15 protein-coding genes and 3 tRNA genes are annotated in these 16958 nt (G+C 66.0%); 4 read left to right on the forward strand and 14 right to left on the reverse strand.

Annotated features, from left to right (window positions below; genetic code table 11):
• Positions 1-114: 114 nt before the first annotated feature.
• From B1759_RS12715 to B1759_RS12740, 9 genes are all read right to left on the reverse strand, one after another.
• Entirely contained in the window at positions 115-936 is an 822-nt protein-coding gene (locus tag B1759_RS12715; RefSeq protein ID WP_095515448.1) for a hypothetical protein, read from the reverse strand.
• A 469-nt stretch (positions 937-1405) separates the two neighbouring features.
• The gene (locus B1759_RS12720) at positions 1406-3448 is read right to left on the reverse strand and encodes an ATP-binding protein (protein ID WP_095515449.1); all 2043 of its coding nucleotides are present in this window, start codon (positions 3446-3448) and stop codon (positions 1406-1408) included.
• Entirely contained in the window at positions 3448-3939 is a 492-nt protein-coding gene (locus B1759_RS19315; protein ID WP_158225243.1) for a hypothetical protein, read from the reverse strand. The genes B1759_RS12720 and B1759_RS19315 overlap by 1 nt, the downstream gene beginning before the upstream one ends.
• A 2-nt stretch (positions 3940-3941) precedes the next feature.
• Complete coding sequence (locus B1759_RS19320; RefSeq protein ID WP_143537377.1) at positions 3942-4850, reverse strand: hypothetical protein; 909 nt, start codon at positions 4848-4850, stop codon at positions 3942-3944.
• Between the two features lie 290 nt (positions 4851-5140).
• Complete coding sequence (locus B1759_RS12725) at positions 5141-6265, reverse strand: site-specific integrase (protein ID WP_095515450.1); 1125 nt, start codon at positions 6263-6265, stop codon at positions 5141-5143.
• Between the two features lie 166 nt (positions 6266-6431).
• Positions 6432-6502 (reverse strand) — tRNA-Cys (locus B1759_RS12730).
• A 62-nt stretch (positions 6503-6564) separates the two neighbouring features.
• A tRNA-Arg gene (locus B1759_RS12735) sits at positions 6565-6638 on the reverse strand.
• Positions 6639-6661: 23 nt separating this feature from the next.
• On the reverse strand, positions 6662-7015 hold the full coding sequence (locus B1759_RS19325; RefSeq protein ID WP_143537378.1) for a hypothetical protein: 354 nt from the start codon (positions 7013-7015) through the stop codon (positions 6662-6664).
• Position 7016: 1 nt separating this feature from the next.
• Positions 7017-7090: transfer RNA gene (locus tag B1759_RS12740), tRNA-Pro, on the reverse strand.
• 85 nt (positions 7091-7175) lie between these two features.
• Here B1759_RS12740 and B1759_RS12745 point away from each other — a divergent pair.
• Complete coding sequence (locus B1759_RS12745) at positions 7176-7697, forward strand: GNAT family N-acetyltransferase (protein ID WP_095515451.1); 522 nt, start codon at positions 7176-7178, stop codon at positions 7695-7697.
• Positions 7698-7734: 37 nt separating this feature from the next.
• Complete coding sequence (locus B1759_RS12750) at positions 7735-8814, forward strand: AI-2E family transporter (protein ID WP_158225244.1); 1080 nt, start codon at positions 7735-7737, stop codon at positions 8812-8814.
• Here B1759_RS12750 and B1759_RS12755 read toward each other — a convergent pair.
• Both B1759_RS12755 and B1759_RS12760 read right to left on the reverse strand, forming a co-directional pair.
• Positions 8811-9692: a TIGR03915 family putative DNA repair protein gene (locus tag B1759_RS12755; protein ID WP_095515453.1), complete on the reverse strand. Its 882-nt coding sequence runs from the start codon at positions 9690-9692 to the stop codon at positions 8811-8813. The genes B1759_RS12750 and B1759_RS12755 overlap by 4 nt on opposite strands.
• 3 nt (positions 9693-9695) lie before the next feature.
• Positions 9696-11003, reverse strand: coding sequence for a putative DNA modification/repair radical SAM protein (locus B1759_RS12760; RefSeq protein WP_095515454.1), 1308 nt, complete (start codon positions 11001-11003; stop codon positions 9696-9698).
• Positions 11004-11170: 167 nt separating this feature from the next.
• On the opposite strand from B1759_RS12760, the gene B1759_RS12765 reads away from it, so the two are divergent.
• Positions 11171-12292 carry a hypothetical protein gene (locus tag B1759_RS12765; RefSeq protein WP_095515455.1) on the forward strand — a complete coding sequence of 374 codons (1122 nt, stop codon included), beginning with the start codon at positions 11171-11173 and terminating at the stop codon, positions 12290-12292.
• 32 nt (positions 12293-12324) lie between these two features.
• Here the strand turns inward: B1759_RS12765 and B1759_RS12770 are convergent, their stop codons facing one another.
• Together B1759_RS12770 and gluQRS are read right to left on the reverse strand one after the other, a co-directional pair.
• On the reverse strand, positions 12325-12738 hold the full coding sequence (locus B1759_RS12770; protein ID WP_095515456.1) for a hypothetical protein: 414 nt from the start codon (positions 12736-12738) through the stop codon (positions 12325-12327).
• A gap of 24 nt (positions 12739-12762) precedes the next feature.
• Positions 12763-13785: a tRNA glutamyl-Q(34) synthetase GluQRS gene (gene gluQRS, locus B1759_RS12775; RefSeq protein ID WP_095515457.1), complete on the reverse strand. Its 1023-nt coding sequence runs from the start codon at positions 13783-13785 to the stop codon at positions 12763-12765.
• 167 nt (positions 13786-13952) lie between these two features.
• Between gluQRS and B1759_RS12780 the strand changes: the two genes are divergently transcribed.
• A complete protein-coding gene (locus tag B1759_RS12780; protein WP_095515458.1) occupies positions 13953-16253 on the forward strand; it encodes a CARDB domain-containing protein in 2301 nt (766 codons plus the stop codon).
• Here B1759_RS12780 and B1759_RS12785 read toward each other — a convergent pair.
• On the reverse strand, positions 16250-16933 hold the full coding sequence (locus B1759_RS12785) for an alpha/beta hydrolase (RefSeq protein WP_143537379.1): 684 nt from the start codon (positions 16931-16933) through the stop codon (positions 16250-16252). The two genes, B1759_RS12780 and B1759_RS12785, sit on opposite strands and share 4 nt — an antisense overlap.
• Between the last annotated feature and the right edge of the window lie 25 nt (positions 16934-16958).

Here is a 16958-nt window from a genome sequence, read left to right on the forward strand (position 1 = left end):
CCTCCCGACATGGGGTACACGTCAGTTAGCAGGTGGTACAAAAAGAGAGAGGGGCGCCACTCGCTAGAGCAGCGCCCCCCTCTCGGTGGGTCCCCTGGAAGGGGCGTTTGGATGTCAGATGACGACGGCCCCGTCACCGTGGACGGCGAGGCTGTACGGCGTGGGCTCGTGAGGGCCCGCGTCTTCGAGGTCCGCGCGGATCTGATCGATGTAGTAGGCCTGGACCGCCTGAGGATCCGTGGCACGCTCCTCAACGCCGAGGACGAGGCGTGTGGACGAGTAGACCTGCGAGCCGTCGGCAGCCACTACAGGGCTGTCTCCAACGCGAGAGGCCCACTGGTGGAGCATCCGGGCTCGCGAGGCCTCAGCCTCAACTGTCGGCATCGAGGCCAGAGCCGCGAGATCCTCCGGCCGGAAGAGCCGGTCAGGACGGAGTGTCCTCCGCGTGTGGAGGTAGCCGCCGAGGCCTCGCAGGAGCGCGAGGATCTGAGAAGGCTGGAGGGCGGCGTATGGGCCGGTCAGCTTCTCGTTCGTCGTGAACCGGCGGATCCTGCCCTCGTCAGAGGGTGCGGTCTCGATCCCCAGCGAGGCCAGCAACTCGGCGGCCTTCGAGGACCGGGAGAGCTGAGACCCCAAAGCTGGATAGGCCACGCGGACGTACTGCTCGACGGTCACGTAGGCCGCGCCGTCGGTGTACTCGGAGTCGAGGACGAGAAGGTCGGCGTACTTGTCGAGCACATCAGGGTCCTGTCGGATGAGCCGCCGCGTGACCTCGTCGGTCATTGGGCGGCCATCGCCGTCAGTGCCGACGACGACGGTGTAGGCGACGGACTCCGTGTCTTCGTCGGCCACCTTCCCCATAAGGGCTTCGGCGACGACGAGTCTGAGGTTGGTGACGGGCGTCGAGGTGACGCCGTCGTAGGTGTAGGTCTCCATGGAATTTGCCCCCCTGCGGGGCGGGTGGTGAGGGAAACACGGGGCCTTTTGAAAGCCCAGCGCAAGGGGGGGTAGTTCGGTGGAGTAGTCGGTGCGCGCTCTTGGAAAATTTTCAGATGGGAGCAAAGCTATACAGCATGTCGCCCATTTATTGACAAGCTGTATATGTTTGCGACACATCTAGGTGTCCCGGTCTCACGCAAGAGAAGCGGCATTTAGTTTAGCATGCAGGTACCTCGCGCCCATAGTGTCCTATTGTATATGGGGAGAACGAGCCCGAGTCGCCAGATCTGCCTCATTGGGGGGGTAGCGCTCTGTCACGCAGTCTCACATATTTTCTCGTCCAACGCCAAGAGTCGACCTATGGCCTCGTTTTCCGCACTTCACAGGAGTCATCAGCCATGGAAACGCCGTTTCACAACATGGCGTAAAGCATCGCGCCAAGGGTTTGTCTTAAGTCAATGATGGCCTACATCCTGTCAATTATAAATGAGTCGAAATCAGTTAGGGAATATTCTCTGTCAGCTAGTGAGGACTCAAAATAGTCTCTGCTTTCACTGGTCGTCACAATGCATTGATAGTCCGAAGATTCTAGGCCCGATAGTTTTGAGTAAAAAGAATCCCTGCTGCCATCTGACACTTGTTGTTGTGCCGGCTCATCAAAAAACAATATGCCCCAATGATTGGTTGAGAACTGAATAGATGTTTCCAGCATGGCAATAGTGTATGCCCATATTATCCTGATATTATCACTTGCTGAGGCATCATATATCATCTCGAAGTCATCCTTTGTTGGCCGGTAACTATCTCTGGATATGTCGATAGACATGGGGTCATCGCTTCCGAACTCAAAGTTTATTATGTTGTCTCTGAAGGACTCTGTGAAATGCGCCAACTTGGCCTCGTCCTCATCGGAAAACAAAAACCTGGGCAGCGCATTCTCCCTGACTAGTATTTCTCTCCAGTCATTAGACAAGCCGCTTGCCTTAACCGACAGGGACAAGGTCTCTTCATAAACTTGTTCTAGGTGGCGAATTGTCTCGTCAAGCTGAACAAGCTTGCGCAGCAGTGACAGGTCTGGAAGATCAACGCCGGCAGTAAGCTGAGACTTCAGATCTCGTATCGAGACCCTGAGTTCGTTAACTCGCACTTGATGGGTGGCTACAATAGCCCTCCTTGCTTCAGTGGCAGTACGGGATTTGTCCAGCACCACAAGGGCAGCCACTCTCTGCTGCTTCAGGAACTGGATGTTTTCCTCGATAGTCATGGGGCTGACACCGTCGCCCTGCTCCAATAGGACATTGGCAATTCCCTGGTGGCAAGTTGGGCATTCATCCAGAGAAATAAGATCGTCTACTGAGGCCCCGTACGATTTTAGCTTTATAGCATCAGCATTTCTAACTATGTCAGACTCAATTGATTCAATCTGTTGTTCCAGCTGAGATAATGACGCCTCCTCAGAGAATAGATCAGAACGCTCGGCATCCAAGGCGGCTTCACTGAACAATAACCTTGTCTCAAGCTGGTGCAGCTTTTCCGCAAGCATCGTTTGTTCTGAGGATGCGTAGGCAATGTCGCCCTGCACAGCTACTTGGATCTCCTCGTGCTCGGATCTGATGACCTGCATGTGATCTTGCAGTGACACCCACTCCTCACCGCTCGGGGTAGGAATGAATATGAAGTCTAGCTCATCGTTAAACTCAACAATTGGGACTTCTGACAGGTTGGCCACGACACCACCTGACTGTCGTGCTAGATACTCGACAGCAGCGCGCATGGTTTTCCATTCCGATCTGACTTGGTCCTTTTCTATTTCTACTTCCTTCTTAAGTCTCTCCACGTCTCTAATGTCAAGATCTAATAGGTATTCAGTTGCGGCCTTTTTAACATTCTGTATACCAAAGGCAGTTGGGGTGGTGGCCTGAATTGCAGACCAGCCCCGAACCTGTTCAATAAACATTAGTGAGGCAAGGCACTCAAGGTACAAGATGCTCTCAGAACCTCGATAGGTCGCTACCTTGGGCAGTTCGAGATTTAGGAAACGGGCTAGAAAAGTGTGGAATCCCAACTCGCGCTGGGCAGCTCCAGGGTCGTGGAGGTAGTAAGGCCTGGAGGGGGTGCTAACGGATGTATTAGCTCCAGTGAGGCCCTGGGCCAGAGTAACTAGAACGAGGCGAGAATCTGAGTCGCCGACAATCTGTCGCCTGATCGTGGCAACCGCATCGAATTGATTTGAAATCTCAAGTTCAACGAACGACTCTAGGACCTGATGGTCCTCTCCATCGGACGAGAAGTGGTCTCTGAGGGCGGGCTTCATCGACTCTGGACCCTTTCTCCCCGACAATATTTCTAAGCCAAGCGCATATAGAATAGAATTTAGGATAGTACTTTTCCCCCTGCTGTTGTCAGCGCGGATTATGTTCAGCCCGCGTTCAAAGGTGATCTCTGTGCCGAACAGTCCATCCTGGGCCGAGACGGAGACACGAAGCGCGCGGAGATGTAGCCTCTGCATTAGAAGAGTGCGTTGATGGTAGACGAGAGCTTTGCCTCTGATATCTTCTTGCCTATCTCAGTCAAGAAAGCCTTCTCCGCTGACAGCAGGGTGTCATCCTCAAGGACCCGGTCCGCTAGGTCTCGTCCCTTCTCAAGCAGTTTGATTTTCCCCGGCGAGCCTATGCCAGTCAAGCCGGTGGCTAGGGAAAAATCGACAGCCCGATTCACGGCAGGATCCAAGTGGAGTACTGATCCTCCGAATGACGGCTTCGCTCCGCTCATGGCAGCGATCACCCTGGCTCTAACCTCTTGATTCCTCAGAGCCCAATTGAACAATTGCAATTTCATTACAGACGAGCTAGATTTAAAAGAGCATAGTCTAAGTACAAGAAGTGTCTCGGCAATTCTCCAGTGGAGCCTCAGGTCGGCTGGTACCGATACCGGCTTTCTTGCAAAGGTGAAGCCTGCAAGATCATCTAGTGGCAACAGTGTGCTATACTGATTGTGCATATTTAAAAGTCGAGAGGGCATCGAATGAGCCAATCTGCAATAGCTTCGTTTGCCAATAGCCCTACTGTTGGGATATCTGCCGATCCAGCAAGGAGTCTGTTCAAATCATTTTTATAGTCGTCTAATGTCTCTTTCAGGAGGTCGCCGGGTGGGAGACTTGTCGTCACGGAGTTCATCTCTAACAATACGTCCTGTTGGCGCTTCAGTCTAACTATGCTCTCGTAGTGGTCGGGGAACTGGGATCTGATACGCTCCAATTCCCTCTGGCCAGTCAGATACTGACTGATATTGTTGTACACAAGTAATTCCATGCGCGGATGGCCCGGCACTGCCTTCTCTAGCTTGGAGCGTATTGTTGACGCATGTTCGCTATTTGCGTCATTCCATGATTCGATCGCCGTAGCGTCGACAGGGTCGAGAGAGGCGCTGATTGAGAAGCCCGTGTGATTCACTATTTCGCTAATCTGCGCAGTGTAGTCCTCCTCTACTTTTATGCATATAGAGAAATTAGAGTCTATAGTATGGCACCCTATATTCTTAATTTTTAAGGCTTTGGTTGCGCAGTGACTAAGCAGATGCCTGCTAGAGTAGGCGGGAGTCAGGAAGTGCCACTGGCGTATTGTGCTAGACCCGATCATTTCATATATCTTGTGGCGATTTTTCTTTAACTTGGCAATATCCCTGGTGACCTTATCTCTTTGGTGTTCGTACAGCTCCTTATCAGTTGGGTTTCCTTCCGGACAGTAGCACTGAAATACAATTCCTGTTTGGGTGTACCCCTCAATTCCCAGGTCTCCGCCGTAGCGCGCCGGCACCTCGTGATACCCGTCGTTCACGTACATCAAGCGCAAGACTTTCTGGCACAGCGACTCCCAGTCGGGGCCGTTCAGCTCGCCAACTGAGGTTCTCATGCCTTGCGAGTGATAGTTATGAGGAAAGGGGCAGGCTCGTCGGAGGCGTCCTACTAGGCATTCCGCAGCACAAGGCGGCTTGGCCAGGAGAGGTGGAACGAGGAGAGCAGGGAGCTAACTCCGAATGGGCGGCAGGACAATCTAGCCAAGAAGACCCCTAGGTATGGCTGAGTGGTCATGGGAGGATAATGTAGAGTAGCCGCGTGCACCGTGTCACCGTCATGGGGCCATTTGGTCGACATATATTGCTATTTGCAATAGTATATAGGTTGATTGCGGCGGGTCTTGGGCTAGGTCTCTAGTAAGGCCTGATTAATTATGCTGTGCGCAGCACTAGGGCGTATCCGGGTGTACCTCTCTGTGACGACAATAGACGAGTGGCCAGCGAATTGACGAATGACCTCCACCGGGACCCCTTTCTTAGCAAGCCGCGTCAGCGCAGTGTGCCTAGTCGAGTGGAAGTTTGTCTCGTTCGGCAGTCCTGCCAGCTTCCTAAACTTCGAGAAGCCCCGTGACAACTGATGGAGTCGAGGGGCCTCACCTTGGTGGGTCCGAAAGACGGGTCCGGATTCAGCGGACTGTTGGAGCCGTTCGATGACGGTGAGCGAGGGGCCCGGAATGGGGATGGCCCTCTCCTTCCCCGACTTCGTCTTGAACCCGTCCTCGTTCCTGACCAGCAGCACGCGGGCCTCGATATCGACGTGGTGCCACTGGAGCGCGCAGACCTCCCCTCTCCTGAGGCCAAGCCAGACGTTGGCCCTCACCACGTCTGCAATCCATGACCAGTCCACGGCCCTTCCATCTCGTCGGGTGATGGCGCTGAAGGACTCGACAGCGGCGAGGAAGGCCTCGACCTGCTCGTCTGTCATCGACTTCGGCGCCTGCTCGGGGAGCTTGGGGAGCCGGACGGCCTTGGTGTGGTCCGCATTCAGCACTCCGTCTCTCACCAGCCACCGGTAGAGGTAGCCGATGTGGTTCCGGTACTTGTGCTTCGTGATGAGCTTGACGGACCTCGACGCCAGCAGTGAGGCTACGTGGTCCGCCGAGAGGGCACACGCTGGCGTGTCCTTGCCGACGTGGGCCTCGAACACGCTCAGGATGTCCGAGTAGGTCTGGACGGTGAACGGGGAGAGGTGGTCGTGGGCTTCGAGGTAGGCCGCAACGGCATCCCCAAGAGTCAGGTCGCTTGGGGCCGTGGCTTCTGGCTCCTGAGGTGGCTGCTCTTTCGGAGCCCATGGGTCATCGGTCCACGGGTTGAACTCCTGATCCGCGAACCGGCGCTCTAACTCGGCCAGTCTCCTTCGTGCTTCTGGCTTCGTCGTCGTCTTGAGTGGGACCCGCTTGCGTTGCGGGCGGAGGTGCTTGCAGAAGAACTGGGCGTAGTAGAGGTCGCCTTGCTTGAAGAGGCTCGCCATGAGAAGGGGGGCTGCGTCCCCACCCACTCCCTCCAGGCCACCGGCCCCATAGAGGGGCTGGAAATCGTAGCAGTATCGTAGCACTGGACGCTGACGCCAACGAGGAAGCCCACCCCTACTCAGTGTAGAAGTGGGCTTCGAGGCCTCTAGAGGCCCATCGCGCGGGAGGTGCCGACCGGATTTGAACCGGTGTAGCAGGTTTTGCAGACCTGTGCCTAACCCCTCGGCCACGGCACCATGCGGGCAATCTACGGACGACCACCCCGGGTGCGTATGAGAACCCTGCGGAGCGTCACGTGTACCCCGGCCAGGACTCGAACCTGGACTCAACGGCTTAGAAGGCCGTCGCTTTATCCAATTAAGCTACCGGGGCGGACAATGGAAACTAGGATGTGTTCAGACTGTCGGGAGCGTCTCCCCCTGGGCGACTTCTACCGATCCGGGGCGAAGGTCCAGTCGCGGTGCAAGGCGTGCTTCAACCGAATGGGCGTCGAGCGCTGGCGCCGGATCAAGATCGAGGAAGTCGAACGCCTCGGCGGGCGCTGTGCCGACTGCGGCGGTCGGTTCCACCCGGACGCCTTCGAGTTCCATCATCTGGACCCATCGGCGAAGGACTACCAGTGGACGAAGCTTCGGCTGTTCTCTGCAGACCGACGCCGCCGAGAACTCGACAAGTGCGTCATGCTCTGTGCCAACGGCCACCGGATGCGGCACGTCGTCTCCGAAGACCCTGTCGCCTACCAGATCCATGTCGGGGCGGCGGGATTCGAACCCACGACCTCCTGCTCCCAAAGCAGGCGCGCTACCGGGCTGCGCTACGCCCCGAGGTGACCGCGAACGGCCGCGCCGAAGATACAGGTTCAGGAGAGTGAACCCATGCGGACCGTCGCGATCCGTCCGATCTTCGGGCATGACGCTCTTCGAGACCGCCCGCCTCGGCGTCCGCCGGCTCACCCTCGCCGACGCGCCCTTCATCGCGGAGTTGCTCACCGAGCCGCTCTGGATCCAGCACATCGGCGACCGCGGCGTCCGCACCGTCGCCGACGCAGAGGGGTACCTCCGCTCTGGCCCGCTGGCGAGCTACGCCGAGCACGGGCACGGGCTCTACCGCGTCGCCCTCCGCGACACCGGCGAGCCGGTCGGCATCTGCGGCCTCCTACGCCGCGAGGGGCTGGAGGCGCCCGACCTCGGCTACGCCATGCTCGCCCGCCACCACGGCCGCGGCTACGCCACCGAGGCGGCCCGAGCGACGCTGGCGCACGCTCGCCACGACCTCGGGATGGACCGGGTCCTCGCCATCACGGGCCTTGACCACAGGGTGTCGCAGCGGGTGCTGACCCACGTCGGGATGCGCCGGGCCGGGACGGTCGATGGCGACCCGCCGCTGGCGCTCTTCGAGACGGTATGGGGGGATCCTCGGTCGGGGGCGTGAGCCGGACCCCAGCGTCCCGCCGCGCGTCGGATCTGGCATGACGCCTCGCCCGACCCCGCTCGACACGTCCGTTTCCTTCCGCCAGCGGGCGCGCTACGTGGTCGTGCTGGTGGCGCTCGCCGTGGTGGCGCTGTTCGTGCTGTGGACCACACGCCAGGCCGTGCTGCTCGTCTTCCTGGGCGTCGCCATCGGGGTGCTGTTCTTCCACGCGAGCCAGTGGCTCGCGGAGCGAACCGGGGTGCCACGCGGCGCCGCGCTGGCGGGCGTGGTGCTGGCCGTGATCGGGGCGATCGCGTCGGCGTCGGCGCTGGGCGGCCCTCGCCTGATGGCCGAGGCGTCGGAGCTCTGGGGGGCGGCGCCCGAGTTTCTGGAGGCCACCCGCGCGCGCCTCGGTCTGCCGGAGGGCGCCCTCTCGCTGCCGTCCGACCTGAACGCCGTCGGCGGTCGACTGCTCGGGTGGTTCTCGTCGGCGGCGGGCGTGCTCTCGGGCGCGCTGGTGGTGCTCGTGGTGGCCGTCTACACCGCCGCCTCCCCGGCACAGTACACGGGCGCCGTGGACCGGCTGTTCGACCGCGACCACCAGCCGTTCGTCGAGGACGTGCTGTCGGACATGGGCACGGTGCTGCTGGCGTGGGTCAAAGGCGTCGGCATCGCGGTGGCCGTGCTGGGGCTGATGGCGGTCGTCGGGCTGACGGCGATCGGGCTACCGGGCGCGCTGGCGCTGGCCGCGTTCGCGGCGGTGCTGACCGTGATCCCCACGTTCGGGCCGTTCATCGGGTGGGCGCCGGCCATCATCGTCGGCTTTGCCGAGGGCACGACGACGGGGCTGTGGACGCTGGGGCTGGCCGTCGCGGCGCAGCAGGTCGAGGGCAACCTCATCACCCCCAAGGTGCAGGGCGCCATGATCCGCGTCGCGCCGGCGTTCGTGGTCGCGGGGCAGATCGTGCTGGGCGCGCTGACCGGCTTCCTGGGCATCCTGCTCGTCGTCCCCATCCTGGGCGTCGGGCGGGTGCTGTTGCAGCGCCTCTACATCGGCCCGTTCGTGGAGGGCGAGGCCGCCGACCCGGACGACCCGTCCGAGGCGGCCCTGGTCGAGCCCGACGCCGAGGCTGGCTAGCTCGGCCTCGGGCCCGAGGCGGGCACGGCGGCGCGTGGCACCGGCGCCGCGGCCGAGGCGACGAGGGGCACGGCGGGCTGCTTCTCGGTCAGGTACGGCCAGTAGCGCTTGGGCACGTGCCGGAGGTGGAGCTTGAGGTTGCGTCGCTCGGGGATGGTGACGGCCTGGAAGTACGCCTTCCACATCGTCTGGTACGCCGCCTCGTCGGGCGCCTCGTCGGCGAGGCCCAGCGTCACGGCCGGGACGATGCGGGACGCGGGCGCCCCCGCCTCGCGCTCCGGAGCCGGCGTGTGGACGAGCGCCAGCCCGCGGCGGGCGTCGACGATGCGCCACGCCAGCGTCGGGTAGCGCGCCTCGAAGTGGGGGTGCAGGATGGGCAGCACGTGGTACTCGGGCCGCGCCGTCGCCGTCCACGTCTCGACGCCGTCCGCGACGTGCTCCTCGAAGCGGACGAACGCTTCCATCCGGTGCGCCTCGCGGCCGACGCGCCCGGCCCACCGCCCGACCTCGCGCGCAGGCTCGAACGTCCAGTCGTCGGCCACCGCCTTGCCCTCCACGCGGACGGCGTCGGCCAGGCGGAGCACGGCGACCTCGATGCCCGGCCGCTCGCTCAGGACCGCCCGCCGGAGCCGCCCGACGAGCCCCGGCACCGCGCGGTCCAGCCCTCGCTCGACGCGGTCGGCCACGGTCGCCTCGGTCTCGACGCGGAGGGTGTCGCCGAACAGCGTCCCGCTCGCCCGCTCTCCAGCGAGGCCCACCGAGGCGGGCAGGGCGCCCCGCCGGTACGTCTCGGCGTAGGCGCAGAGCAGGCCGGCGAACGTGCCGTCGGTCTCGACGGCAAGGTGCGGGTCGACGGGCAAGGCGGGATGCTCGGACATCGGCTAGGCCGCCTTCGCGAGAGGTGCCGCTTTCGCGAGCGGCGCTGGCATCACGAGCGGCGCCGGCGCGAAGAGCGACAGCTGGGGGGCCTCGGCCTTGCCGCCCACGATCCGTCGGCGGACGGCGCCGGGGTCGGAGCCGATCAGGTGAGGCTTGTGGTCCGGCGTCGTCAGGAAGTACTGGGCGCGCTTCATCACGACGCCCATCGCCCGCAGGTCGTCCCAGCGGACGGTGCCGCGCCGCCGCGCCGCGACGATCCGCTTCGAGCTCCGGATGCCGAGCCCGGGCACCCGCTGGAGCCACTCGATCGGCGCCGTGTTGACGTCGACAGGGAAGAGGGTCGGGAATCGCAACGCGTAGGCCGTCTTCGGGTCGATGTCGCTGTCGAGGTTGGCGGACCCAGGCGGGGCCACCTCGTCCAAGTCGAAGCCGTACTTGCGCAGGAGCCAGTCGGCCTGGTAGAGGCGGTGCTCGCGGTGGAGCGGGGCGCGATAGCTCTCGGGGTCCGGCACGCGGTCGTCGCCGCCGAGGGGCACGAAGCCGGAGAAGTAGACGCGCCGGAGCTTCTGCTCCGAGTACAGCCCGTCGGTCAGCTCCAGGATCTGGCGGTCCGTCTCCGGCGTCGCCCCGATCACGAGCTGGGTGCTCTGGCCACCCGCCGCGAACCGGGGCGCGCGGCGGTCTTTCTGCCGCTCCTCCCTGGCCGCGTCGATCCGGTCGCGGACGTGGCCCATCGGCGCGAACACCTGGTGGTAGTCCTTCTCCGGCGCGACCTGCTTGAGCCCGGCCTCGCTCGGGATCTCGACGTTGACCGACAGGCGGTCGGCCAGGCGCCCGGCCTCGGTGAGCAACTCGGGCGAGGCGCCTGGGATCACCTTGAGGTGGATGTAGCCGTTGAAGAGGTGGTCGTGGCGGAGCGACCGGGCCACGGCGACCAGCTTCTCAGTCGTCGTGTCGGCGTCGCCGAAGATTCCCGACGACAGGAACAGCCCCTCGATGTAGTTCCGCTTGTAGAACCCCATCGTCAGCTCGACGACCTCCTTGACGGTAAACGCAACGCGCTCGACCTCCTCGTTCGAGCGGCGGCTCACGCAGTAGGCGCAGTCGTAGATGCAGACGTTCGAGAACAGCACCTTGAGGAGCGAGACGCACCGGCCGTCCTCGGTGTACGAGTGGCAGATGCCCGCGCCCGTGCTGTTGCCGATGCCGGTCGGCGAGTTCTTGCGTGTGCCGCCGGACGAGGCGCACGAGGCGTCGTACTTGGCCGCGTCGGCGAGGATTTCCAGCTTCTCGATGACCTGTCGACGCATTCCGGAGGGGGCCCGAGGCGGGCGAATTGGGCGGAGCCCAAAGATCTGGGATAGGTGTGACAGGTGTGTGGCGCGTCCCTGGGAGAACCCGTCGCTAGTGCACCGCTCCCATGACCGGCCGCTGACACCCGGGCGTGCGACCCTGCGGCCTCCCCACCGCGCCCGTCATGGACCTCACCGTCGGCGTCGGGCCGCCGCGCTCGGCGCTCCCGCCCGACCTCGGCGTCGGCCTCCCGCTCGTCAAGGCGGCGTTGCTCTACGGAGACCGTGTCACGCTGTGCAGCCCGGCCGCGAGCCTGCTGCTGCGCCTGCGGGATCACACCCCGACGGCGGTGGGGTCGCGACTCGCCGTGCTCGCCGGGCTGGCCGACGACCTCGGCCTCGGTGACGCGCCCGCTCGCCTGGCCCATGTCGTCGACACCCCCCATGTCGACCCCGAGGTGGTCCGGCTGACGGTGGACGCCTGGTGGCGGCGCTACCGCCGCGCGTTGGCCGAGGCTCTCGTGGAGAGCGGACTGGAGGCGCTGGGCCCGGCCGTCGCGGCAGGGCGTCTGACGGTCGAGACGCTCGGCGTCGGGGCCATCGCCGGGCCGTCGGACTTCGCGGAGGCGGCGGCCGAGACCTACGCCAGGGTGGTCGCGGATGCGGTCTCGCAGGGCCATACCACGCCGTTGCTGGACGGGGCCACCGCCGACGGGCTCCGCGGCGCGGTGGCGTCGGGGCGCCTCGGCGTGTCGGAGCCACGGGCGCACCGGGCGCGCGACGGCGGCCTCGCGGCGCACGTGCTGCAGCGACTCCCGCTGTTCGACCGGGCGACGGTCGCCGAGGTGCTCGACATCCGCGCCGACCTGGACGCGGCACTGACGCGGTTCCGCGCCGCCGTGGGTGCCTTCGCGGCGGAGGTCGCCGCAGCGGCCTGGGACCCCGACTTCGCCGTCGAGGCGGACCGCGTCTACCAGCGGCAGGTGGCGCCCGCGGTCGCCGAGATCGAGGACGCGGTCGCGACGGTAGGCTACCTCCGCGAACTCGTCACGCGCTACGCCGAGCGTCCGGGCCAGTTCGTGCCGCTCGCCGCGCCAGCGCTGACGGTCGCACTGGCCTCTCCGGACGTGCTCGCCCAGACCGTCGCGGCGACGCTCGCGGGCGGGTCGGTCCTCGCCAACGCCGCGCAGGCGGGCTGGGCCGTCGCCGACGCTCGCCGTGCGGCCCGCGCGAAGCGCCTGTTCTTCGTCTACGCCGCCCGGCGGCGCTTCGCGGGCGACCGGTCGTGGCGGGGCCGGACCGCATAGCCTGCTCCGCCTCGGGCCCGAGGCGGGCGCGCTCAGTCGCAGCCAAAGGCGCCGTCCGCCGGAGGGGTCAGTTCCATGCGGACCTGCGCGTTGCCGGTGGCGCACATGCCGCGGAGCGTGCCCGCGTCGTCCGACGAGAGGTCGCAGGCGAGGGGGCGGGGCAGGATCGTGCCTGGCAGGCGGAGGCGGCTCGTCGTGAACCGGAGCCGCCCGCGCTGCCACGTGGCTGGAGCGCTCTCGGGGACGCTCGCGGTCCGCCCGGCGACGCTGAGGTCGAGCGTGAAGCCCGTCGCGCAACGCTCCAGCGTGGCATTGACGGCATGGCGAGCGCCGTCGGCGTCCGTGAGCGTGCCGGTCCATGTGCCGGAGGGCAGCATCTGGGCCGCCGCACCGGGCGCGGCGAGGAGCACGGCGAGCAGAAGAAGGCGAGAGACGGGGGCGGACATCGGCGTGGTGGGGCGGCTCGGGCTTCAGGGCGTGTGGAGGCGGTGCGCAAGATCGGCCGGGACGGGAACGGGTGCCGGACGCACGCGGCCGATCTCGAACGTGGCGGCGACCGCGGCTGGTGTCCGCGGGCGCGCGTCGCCCTGCCCGAGCGCGGCCGCCAGCCAGCCGACCAGCGCCTCGGGCGCCACGCCGGCCTCGCGGAGGGAGCGGACCGTGAGGCCCTCGTCTCGCTTCGACAGCTTCTCGCCGTCGGCGCCGACCAGCAGGGGGAGGTGGGCGTAGGTCGGGGGCGTCCCGCCGAGGGCCTCGATCAGGCGGATCTGCCGGGCGGTCGAGTCCAGCAGGTCCATCCCCCGGACGACCTCGGTGACGCCCATCGCGAGGTCGTCCACGACGACGGCTAGCTGGTACGCGTAGACGCCGTCGCGGCGCTTCAGCACGAAGTCGCCCACGGACGTGCTGACGTCCTCCGAGACCTCGCCCACGACGCGGTCGGTGAACGCGACCGTGCCCGCCTCGACGCGGAATCGGAGGGCCGCATCGGCGACAGCGGCGGGGTCGTCGAGCCACGCGGCCGGGAGGGCGTCGGGGCGGAGGCTGACAGGGTAGGGGGGGAGGCCGTCAGAGCCGTGGGGGGCGCTCGCGAGTGCGCGGAGGTCGGCGCGCGAGACGCGGCAGGGGAACAGGTGGCCTCCGTCGGCGAGGCGTCGCAGCGCAGCCTCGTAGATCGCGCTGCGCTCGGACTGACGGTATGGTCCGTCCGGTCCGCCGACGTCCGGGCCCTCGTCCCAGTCGAGACCGAGCCATCGGGCGTCCGCGATCTGGCGCTCGGCCGAGCCCGGGACGGCGCGCGGTCCGTCGAGGTCTTCCACTCGCCACACGAACCGGCCGCCCTGGCGTCGTGCGCTCGCCCAGGCCGCCAGCGCGGCCAACGCGCTCCCCACGTGGAGGTCGCCCGTCGGGCTCGGCGCAAACCGGCCCACGGGAGGATGGCTCGTCGGCTCGCCGAGGGCAGGGGCAGGGGCAGGGGGGAGAGGAGCGGGCATACAGCGGCGACGCGCGCGACGGCGTCGGGGTTCACGAGGGACTGTGATCAGGTGAATGACGAGATCGTCCCCCTGGGAGGCATTTCGCCGAGGGCCGGGAAACTGGCCGGAGCCGCCGCCCGTGCCCCAATGGCCACCTCGCTCTCTGCTCATACTTCAGGACACGCATGCATCTCTCCAGACTCTTCCCTCTCGCGCTCGTGGCGCTGGTCGCCGCTGCGCCCGCCGCCCAGCCCGACCTCCGCATCTCCTCGTTCCTGGAAGAGGGGGACCAGCAGGCGGAGGCCGGCGACCGGGTGACCGTCGAGTACACGGTCACGAACTCCGGCGACCAGGACGTCGAGGACGTGCCCGTCGCGTTCTATTTCTCCAACGACGCCGCCTTCGACGACGGCGACCAGTTCCTCGAGGCCGAGGAGGTCAACGTCGAAGCCGGCGAGAGCGAGGGCGACTCCGAGCAGTTCAACCTGCCCTCTGGCATCGCCGACGGCGACTACTTCGTGCTCGCCGTCGTCGACCCGAACGACTTCGTCTTCGAGACGGACGAGACCAACAACGTCGGCGCGAACGCCATCACGATCGGTGAGGGCGGCGGCGGGCCAGGCCCGGACCTGGTCGTCTCCGCCTCGGTCGCCCCGGATGACGGTGACGTCGGCACGTCCCGGCCCGACGCAGGCGAGGACGTGACGCTCGACTACACGGTGTCCAACGTCGGCGGCGTGAACTCGGGGAGCCTGACCCTGCGGTTCTACTTCTCCTCCGACACCACGATCGACGGGGCGGACGAGGTGCTGCTCGACATCGGCAACGATGGGATCGACGCAGGTGACAACGCGGACGACTCGGCGACGGTCACCATCCCTGAAGGAACAGCTGACGGGACGTACTACATCTTGCTCGAGGTCGACACCTTCGACGAGGTCGCGGAGACCAACGAGGGCAACAACACCGCCTCGGTCGAGGTCGGGGTGCCCGGCGGCGGCGGCGGCGGCGGCGGCGGCGCGGACCTGGTGGTCTCGGGCACGCTCACGTCGGGCGACCCGATGGCCGGCGAGGACGTGACCCTCGACTACGCGATCTCGAACGTCGGCGACGAGAACACCGGCCCGCTCGTGCTCCGGTTCTACTTCTCGGCCGACCCCGTGCTCGACCCCGCGGATGACGTGCTGCTCGACATCGACAACGACGGCGTCGACGCGGACGACGAGTCGGACGACTCGGCGACGGTGACCATTCCCGAAGGCACGGCCGACGGGACCTACTACATCGTCCTCGAGGTCGACGCCGACGAGCAGGTCGCGGAGAGCGACGAGGACAACAACACGGCTGCGGTCGAAGTGACGGTCGACGGCACGTCGGGAGGCAATGCGGCCATCGGCGAGATCGGCGTATTCAACTGGCCCGAGCAGGAGCCCGGCCGCTTCTACCCCATTTTCCTGGAGCGGGCCTACACGAGCCCGGTCGTGGTGGCGCCCTCGTTCTCCTCGGAACAGGTCGCCAGCCCCGCCGTCCCGCGCGTGCGTGACGTGACGGCCGACCGGTTCGAGATCCAGCTTGCCGAGTGGCCCTACCTCAACGGCACGCACCTCGACCTCGACATCCCGTACCTGGTGGTCGAGGAGGGCGTCCACACCCTGGACGACGGGCGGCGGATCGAGGCGGGCTTTACCACGACCAACGGCAACGGCGTCGGGTCGATCGACTACGCGACGGCCTTCCCGGGCGCGCCGATCGTGTTCGCCCAGGCCATCGACACCGACGCCGTGGTGACGGCGCGGCTGCGGGTGCGGGAGGACCGGGCGCAGGTCCGGTTGGTGCAGCAGGAGGCCGGCGGCCCCTCCCTGGCGCCGGCCACGGTCGCCTGGGTCGCCATCGAGGCGGGTGTGGGCAGCGGGTCGCGCCCGGCCGTCGCCAAGCGGGTCCGCGCTGGTGACTCGATCACGCGGACCCGCTACGGCACGACCGTCTCGACGAGCGCCCTGATCCTGGCCGCGACGCAGTCGATCGCCGAGGCCGACCCGGTGACGGTCCGGGTCCGCCTGACGGGTCGCATCGGCGCGCGGCTGCTGCTCCAGGAGGAGCGCTCGGCCGACGACGAGACCTCGCACGCCCAAGAACTGGTCGGCTACGCCGTCTTCGAGCCGGGTACGCTGCGGTCGTCGTCGTCCGCGCGTGTGGCGCCGGTGCGCGCGTCCTCGGAAGCGTCGGCGCTGGTCATGGGGGCTCGCCCGAACCCGGTCCGAGGCCGGGCCGTGGTCGCCTTCGAGGTCGCCGAGGCCGGGACCGTCCGCCTCGACGTGTTCGACACGACGGGCCGCCGCGTGACGACGCTGGCCGACGGGCCGCAGACAGCCGGGACGCACGAGGTGCCGCTGGATGCGTCGCGGTGGTCGGCAGGCGTCTACCTGGTCCGGCTGGTCGATGGCGCCGGCGCGGTCACGACCAGCCAACTGACGGTCCTCCGTTAGCCGAGATCGCGCAGGACGCGGTCGTTCAGCCGGTGCCCACCGCTGAACGTCCGTGTCTCGACCGGGACGTCGGCGGCCCGGAGCCGGGCCTCCTGCTCCAGCACGCGGGCGGGCGTGGCGAACCCGTCGCGGTCGCCCGCGACGAGTGTGACGCCCGCGTCGGTGAGCCACCCCGCCTCGGCGCCGAGGTCGAGGTCGTGGGGCAGGCCACCGCCCCACAGGATCAACCGGTCGGCACGCCGCGGACGCCGCGCCAGCAGCGGACTCCGGGCCAGCCATCGGGAGACGGTGGCCGCGCCCTGGCTGAACCCGAAGCCGGTCAGGCGGACCGCGAGCGGGTCGGCGTCGGCACGGGTGCAGGCGGCCACGAACACGTCGTCGAGGTAGCGCGTGAGGTCGGCGATGTCGGACGCCCGCTCCTCGCGCGTCATCCAGGTGGCCCCGACGCGGCGGTCGCGCGCGGGCGCCGCGTCCACGGGCGTGACGTAGAACCGGCTCAGCGCCTCGGGGGCCACCACCAGCCGCCCCGGTCGCTCGACGGCGCGGAAGTGACGCCCGAAGTAGGGCACCAGCTGGCCGTAGCCGTGGCAGGCCATCCACACCTCATCCACGGGGCCGTCCTCGGGGCCCAGCACGGCGTACCGGGCGGTCTTGACGGCGGCGATCTGGCGGACGGTCACGAGTGAGGAGTGAGGAGTGAGGAGT

This window comes from Rubrivirga sp. SAORIC476, from assembly GCF_002283555.1.
In the GTDB taxonomy this organism is placed as follows: Bacteria; Bacteroidota; Rhodothermia; order Rhodothermales; family Rubricoccaceae; genus Rubrivirga.

Bases quoted from the DNA above. Each gene is read 5' to 3' on its own strand.
- B1759_RS12770 (WP_095515456.1), bottom strand. From the start codon at position 12,738: ATGTCCGCCCCCGTCTCTCGCCTTCTTCTGCTCGCCGTGCTCCTCGCC.
- gluQRS (WP_095515457.1), bottom strand. From the start codon at position 13,785: ATGCCCGCTCCTCTCCCCCCTGCCCCTGCCCCTGCCCTCGGCGAGCCG.
- B1759_RS12755 (WP_095515453.1), bottom strand. From the start codon at position 9,692: ATGTCCGAGCATCCCGCCTTGCCCGTCGACCCGCACCTTGCCGTCGAG.
- B1759_RS19315 (WP_158225243.1), bottom strand. From the start codon at position 3,939: ATGCACAATCAGTATAGCACACTGTTGCCACTAGATGATCTTGCAGGC.
- B1759_RS19325 (WP_143537378.1), bottom strand. From the start codon at position 7,015: ATGGATCTGGTAGGCGACAGGGTCTTCGGAGACGACGTGCCGCATCCG.
- B1759_RS19320 (WP_143537377.1), bottom strand. From the start codon at position 4,850: ATGAGAACCTCAGTTGGCGAGCTGAACGGCCCCGACTGGGAGTCGCTG.
- B1759_RS12725 (WP_095515450.1), bottom strand. From the start codon at position 6,265: ATGGCGAGCCTCTTCAAGCAAGGCGACCTCTACTACGCCCAGTTCTTC.
- B1759_RS12760 (WP_095515454.1), bottom strand. From the start codon at position 11,003: ATGCGTCGACAGGTCATCGAGAAGCTGGAAATCCTCGCCGACGCGGCC.
- B1759_RS12765 (WP_095515455.1), top strand. From the start codon at position 11,171: ATGGACCTCACCGTCGGCGTCGGGCCGCCGCGCTCGGCGCTCCCGCCC.
- B1759_RS12715 (WP_095515448.1), bottom strand. From the start codon at position 936: ATGGAGACCTACACCTACGACGGCGTCACCTCGACGCCCGTCACCAAC.
- B1759_RS12720 (WP_095515449.1), bottom strand. From the start codon at position 3,448: ATGCAGAGGCTACATCTCCGCGCGCTTCGTGTCTCCGTCTCGGCCCAG.
- B1759_RS12745 (WP_095515451.1), top strand. From the start codon at position 7,176: ATGACGCTCTTCGAGACCGCCCGCCTCGGCGTCCGCCGGCTCACCCTC.
- B1759_RS12780 (WP_095515458.1), top strand. From the start codon at position 13,953: ATGCATCTCTCCAGACTCTTCCCTCTCGCGCTCGTGGCGCTGGTCGCC.
- B1759_RS12750 (WP_158225244.1), top strand. From the start codon at position 7,735: ATGACGCCTCGCCCGACCCCGCTCGACACGTCCGTTTCCTTCCGCCAG.